The sequence below is a fragment of the Microcystis sp. LE19-84.1B genome (assembly GCF_027531875.1).
Taxonomy (GTDB): domain Bacteria; phylum Cyanobacteriota; class Cyanobacteriia; order Cyanobacteriales; family Microcystaceae; genus Microcystis; species Microcystis panniformis.
In genome coordinates, this window is the sequence record NZ_JAPZSR010000305.1 from 1 (window position 1) to 5072 (window position 5072).

2 protein-coding genes and 1 pseudogene are annotated in these 5072 nt (G+C 43.9%); 1 reads left to right on the plus strand and 2 read right to left on the minus strand.

What is annotated here, in order from left to right; all coding sequences use genetic code 11:
* Positions 1 to 619: 619 nt before the first annotated feature.
* Complete coding sequence (locus tag O9324_RS17320; RefSeq protein ID WP_288140835.1) at positions 620 to 3265, plus strand: efflux RND transporter permease subunit; 2646 nt, start codon at positions 620 to 622, stop codon at positions 3263 to 3265.
* Between the two features lie 6 nt (positions 3266 to 3271).
* On the opposite strand, the gene O9324_RS17325 is transcribed toward O9324_RS17320, so the two are convergent.
* A complete protein-coding gene (locus O9324_RS17325; protein ID WP_288140836.1) occupies positions 3272 to 4696 on the minus strand; it encodes an FAD-binding domain-containing protein in 1425 nt (474 codons plus the stop codon).
* 197 nt (positions 4697 to 4893) lie between these two features.
* Positions 4894 to 5072 (minus strand): annotated as a pseudogene (locus O9324_RS17330) (Uma2 family endonuclease); the annotation flags it as partial.

Here is a 5072-nt window from a genome sequence, read left to right on the forward strand (position 1 = left end):
TATCATACTTTGTGCTTTTTGTCAAAAAAACTTTTTTTTTGCAATAAAACTACATAAAAAAAAGATCATCGTTGTGGGTGAAATTGACTGATTTACCCGTCTTAATTAGGATCACCTTCTAGGTGTGGCAAGGGTTTCAACCATTGCTGCCCAAAAAAGCACAGAATAACCCATTATGAAATTCTATCAAATCGCTGTAACCAGCATAACGTCGTTGTTAAATAAAAATCTTTCTCAATTAATTCTTAAGAATTTATAAATATTGCGAAATGTTAATTTAAATATTCTCAAGTTTTTGCAGTCAATAAATAATTTTTACTTATCTTTGTCGGAAAATAGAACTCCTGCAAAAATCCAACATCTACCATGGGGTTAGGAGTCAGTTATCAGTTATCAGTTATCAGTTATCAGTGAGAAGGGGATAGGAAAATGGGGGAATAGGGTAATGGGGAGATAGAGTAATTTCCACTAAAACCCTAAAACCCTAAAACCCTAAAACCCTAAAACCCTAAAACCCTACACCCCACACCCCACATCCGACACCCCACCTGCCCCCCGACCCCCCCGATGTCGGGGGGGTTGGGGGGGTCACACCCGACACCCCACTTATTCAACAAAGATGAAAGAATCATGGCGAGAACGTCTGAATATCTCTCGAATAGCGATTAATGCACCGAGGTTAACCATTGCCTTCTGGTTAGCGGTGGCCATGGCGGGAATTTTGGCTTTTAGTTCCCTAAAATACGCTCTTTTCCCCGATATCAGCTTTCCAGTCGTAATAATTAACGCCCAAGCGGATTTAGCTACTGCTATCACCACGGAACAGCAATTAACTAAACCCCTAGAAAATCCTCTTTTCTCTCTCCCCGGTCGTCGTGATATTTCCTCGACTACTTCCTCCGGACAGTCAGTAATCAGCATTTTCTTTAAAATTGGCACAAATTTAGACAAGGCCACCGCAGCAGTTAAACAGGCTATCTCGCAAGTCCCTTTACCCCCTCAAGCTACCACAGAAGTTATCCCCGTTGATTTAAATGAGTCGGCAACAGTTACCTATGCGCTGGTGAGTGAGCAGAAAACTCTGGAAGAATTAAGCCAAATCGCCCAAGATAATTTAATTACGCCCTTAAAAGCTCTCCCAGGTACGGCTAAAGTTAATTTACTCGGTCAAGGTACAGTTAGGGAAGATAATCCCCATAAAAGTTTAACCCGACCATTACCCACGCTGGTGCGTTTTAATGGCCAAGAAGCAATCGCAGTGCAGGTAATCAAAAAAGGTGCAGCCAATAGTCTCGATCTGGCCGCTCAAGCAGAAAAACGGGTTAAAGACATAGCACAAAAACTGCCCGATGTCAAGATAATTTTAGCTGAAACCCAAGCGGAATATATTCGCGCTGCCCTACAAGGCACGATCGATGATTTACTTTTGGCAGTTTTGCTGTCGGTGCTGGTGATATTGATATTTTTAGGCAGTTTCGCCGCTACAATCATTTCTGCTCTGGTTATCCCCCTATCTCTTTTGGGGACTTTCATTATCATGGCCATCTATGGGTTTAATCTGGAAACCCTGACGCTGCTGGCTCTCGCTTTGGTGATTGGCATTGTCGTGGATGATGCGATCGTGGATGTGGAGAATATTTCCCGTTTAATCGACGCGGGGGAAACCCCGAAAAATGCGGCACTCAAGGGGACAAGGGAGATCGGATTAGCTGTGACTGCTTCCACTTTAACCATTGTTGCCGTGTTTATACCCGTGGCTTTTATGGGGGGTGCGGTGGGACAGTTTTTCCAACCCTTCGGTTTAACTGTCTCGGCTGCGGTGATTTTTTCTCTGTTGATCGCCAGAACTTTATCGCCGGTTTTGGCAGTATATTGGCTGAAACCGCAGTCACAGGCAAAAATGACGAAACAAAAGCGACCGATTGAGAATGCCTATGGTCGGCTCTTAAACTGGTCACTGCGTCATCGTTTGCTGGTCATTGCTATTGCTCTAATTACCTTTTTGGCGGGTATTGCCCTGATTCCTTTTATTTCTAGGGGATTTATTCCCCGACTCGATCGCGGCGAGTTTAATCTGGTTTATACTTCTCCTTTGCCGAAAATAACGCAAATTAGCCCTAATAAACCGACGGCTAAGAGTTCTAGTGATAGTTTCGCTTGGATTTCCCAGTTAGCGAGTTCTCCCGAAAGTTTTCTCCTGCGTCGCACTATCCGCGATGGCAGCAAATTAGAAGCGCCAATTTTGCGGGATGGGGAAGTGGAATCGACTTTTCTGATCGCCGGTTTACGGGGTGAGCCGAATCGAGGCAAAATTCACGTTACACTGAAGAGCGATCGTAAATCTCACACCAGTGCCGTGCAGCAACGGATTCGGCAAATTTTACCGCCAATTAGAGGGGTGAATGTCAGTGTCGAGGACATTCCTTTTGTGCAGACGGAAGCGGAAAAGCCGATCCAAATTGCGATTAAAAGCAATGATTTGCAGCTATTGCGCGATAGTGCCGAGAAATTGCGGGTTGAGGCTGCTAAAATCGCCGGTTTAAAGGATATTTCCCTATCATCTAGATTAAATGAGCGGGGGGATTTTTTGGCGATCGAGCGTTTAAATGGTCAACAGGCGATTTTTCTCAGTGCTAATCTCAGTCCGGATTTAGGATTAGAAGATGCGGCGATTAAAATTGAAGCGATTCCTTTACCGGAAGGGATAACTTTACAGCGTTGGGGTACTTCTTCTCAAAGTAGCGATGTTTTGGGCAGTTTTGGTCGCACTTTAATCCTAGCGACAATTTTAATGTTAGGAGTTTTATGGCTATTATTCAGAAGACTGTTAGAAACTATCGTCATCGCTTTATGTTTACCTTTAGCGATTGTGGGGGCAATGTTGGGGTTATTGGTAACGGGTAGTGAGTTTAGTATGATTTCTCTGATCGGGTTTATCTTCCTCTTGGGATTACTCGATAAGAACGCTGTGTTATTGCTGGATTATACTAACCAATTGCGTCAACAGGGTTGGAGTCGGGAGGAAGCGGTTTTAGAAACGGGAATGATTAGGTTAAGACCGATTTTAATGACCACTTGTTCGACAATTTTAGGCATGATTCCGCTCGCTTTGGGATTGGGTACCGGTGCGGAATTGCGGCAACCCATGGCGATGGTAATTGTGGGAGGTTTAGTCACTTCTTCCCTGTTGAGTTTAATTGTTGTGCCTGTGTTATATCTAAGTTTAGAGGATGTTTGGAACCAGATTAAAGCCGGTCAAAAGTAGCTAGTTTTACCGTTTTGGCTTCTGATTGCTATAGAGTCGTTTGAATTCTTTTTGTTGTTGATTATGATCGACAATTGGCTCAGGATAACCACAACGATGTCTTTCTAAGCGGGGGATTTTCCCGGTTACTAGATATTCCGTATGTACGGAAGCTAATTCCGGCAACCATTGACGAATATATTCCCCTTCTGGATCGAATTTTTGTGTCTGACTAGCGGGGTTAAAAATTCTTAAAGGTTTCGGATCCATGCCACTAGAGGCACTCCACTGCCAACCACCATTATTAGCGGCTAAATCGCCATCAAAAAGTTTCTGCATGAAGTATTTTTCGCCTTTTTGCCAGTTAATAATTAAATCTTTGGTTAAAAAACTCGCCACGATCATGCGACAACGATTGTGCATCCATCCCGTTTCATTTAATTGTCGCATTGCCGCGTCAACGATCGGATAGCCGGTTTTTCCCTGGCACCAAGCTTGAAAATGTTCTTCGTTATCCTGCCAAGGAAAATGACGAAATTCTTTTCTATAAGCACCGACCGCCAATTCTGGGAAAAAATAGAGACAATGCTGGTAAAATTCCCGCCAAGCTAACTCTTGCTGCCAAGTGATAATACTATCTTTTGCTTCCTGAGCGCGGCAATTTTCTAATAACTCTAGGGTTGCCGTCCAAATCGTGCGAATGCCAATCGCCCCAAATTTTAAAGCGGCACTCAAGCGCGAGGTGCCATCAAAAGCGGGGAAGTTACGATCTTCTTGATAATTGTTAATAACCCCTTGACAAAATTCTTCTAATCTGCTATTGGCGGCTTTTTCTCCGGGGGTGAGGGGTAAGGGGTTTTGCCAAGTAAAACCTAAATTTTCTAGGGTTGGTAAGTTAATAGTTTCTGTGAGTTTCTCCCCCTCATTTTCGTCTAATCCTTGCAGGGTTTCTAGGGTTGTGGGGCTGGCTTTGGCTAATTGGCTCCAATTTTTCCAAAAAGGAGTATATACGGTGTAGGGGCTTTTTGAGAGGGTGAGGACTTGCCCTGGAGCGTGGAGAAGTTGATCCCAGAAGGTTTCTACTTCAATTCCTTTTGTTTGTAAAGCGGCGATTACCTGTTGATCCCGTTGACGCGCATAGGGTTCGATATCGAGGTTAAAAAAAACTGCTTTTGCCGATAAATTGCCGGCTAAGTTGACGAGTGTTTGACTGGGGTTGCCGCGAATAATCAGTAATTGACTACCTTTTTGGCGATAATTTTTTTCTAATTCCTCTAGACAACCGAGGAGATAGGCAACTCTAGCCGGGGCGATATCATCCCCTTCTAAAATAGCAGGATCGAGGCAGAAAACCCCGATAATTTTCGGACTACGCTCCCTAGCTTTACTCAGTCCAATATTATCCGAGAGACGTAAATCGCGACGATGCCAGAAAAGGATTAGATTTGACATAAATAAGCTGCCCGCGCATTTAAATTGCTGGTTGAGATGAGGCAAGAGGCAAGAGGCAAGCCCCCCGACGTCGGGGGGGGTTGGGGGGGCGGGGAAAATTCGGCTAATCTAAGGATAGGCGGTTTAAATGCGTCTTAGCTCACTCTTTACTGTAATTATAAGACAGTGGATCAAGAATAATTGTCTAATTTTACAATCTAGCTGTGATTGGCAGTTAGTTTATTGACAAAATCTCGATGTTCTGCTGTTTCTAACCCCCGCTGCAAAATCACTAAAACTTTTCCTAAGTCGCCCATTAATAAAGCGTTTTTATCTAGCCATAAACCGGGGAAGATTTGGGAGCGCATTATGCCATCACTATCGGGTTCTAGTTTAA

Excerpts from the sequence above, each read along its gene's own strand:
- O9324_RS17320 (WP_288140835.1), top strand. The coding sequence starts at position 620 with ATGAAAGAATCATGGCGAGAACGTCTGAATATCTCTCGAATAGCGATT.
- O9324_RS17325 (WP_288140836.1), bottom strand. The coding sequence starts at position 4,696 with ATGTCAAATCTAATCCTTTTCTGGCATCGTCGCGATTTACGTCTCTCG.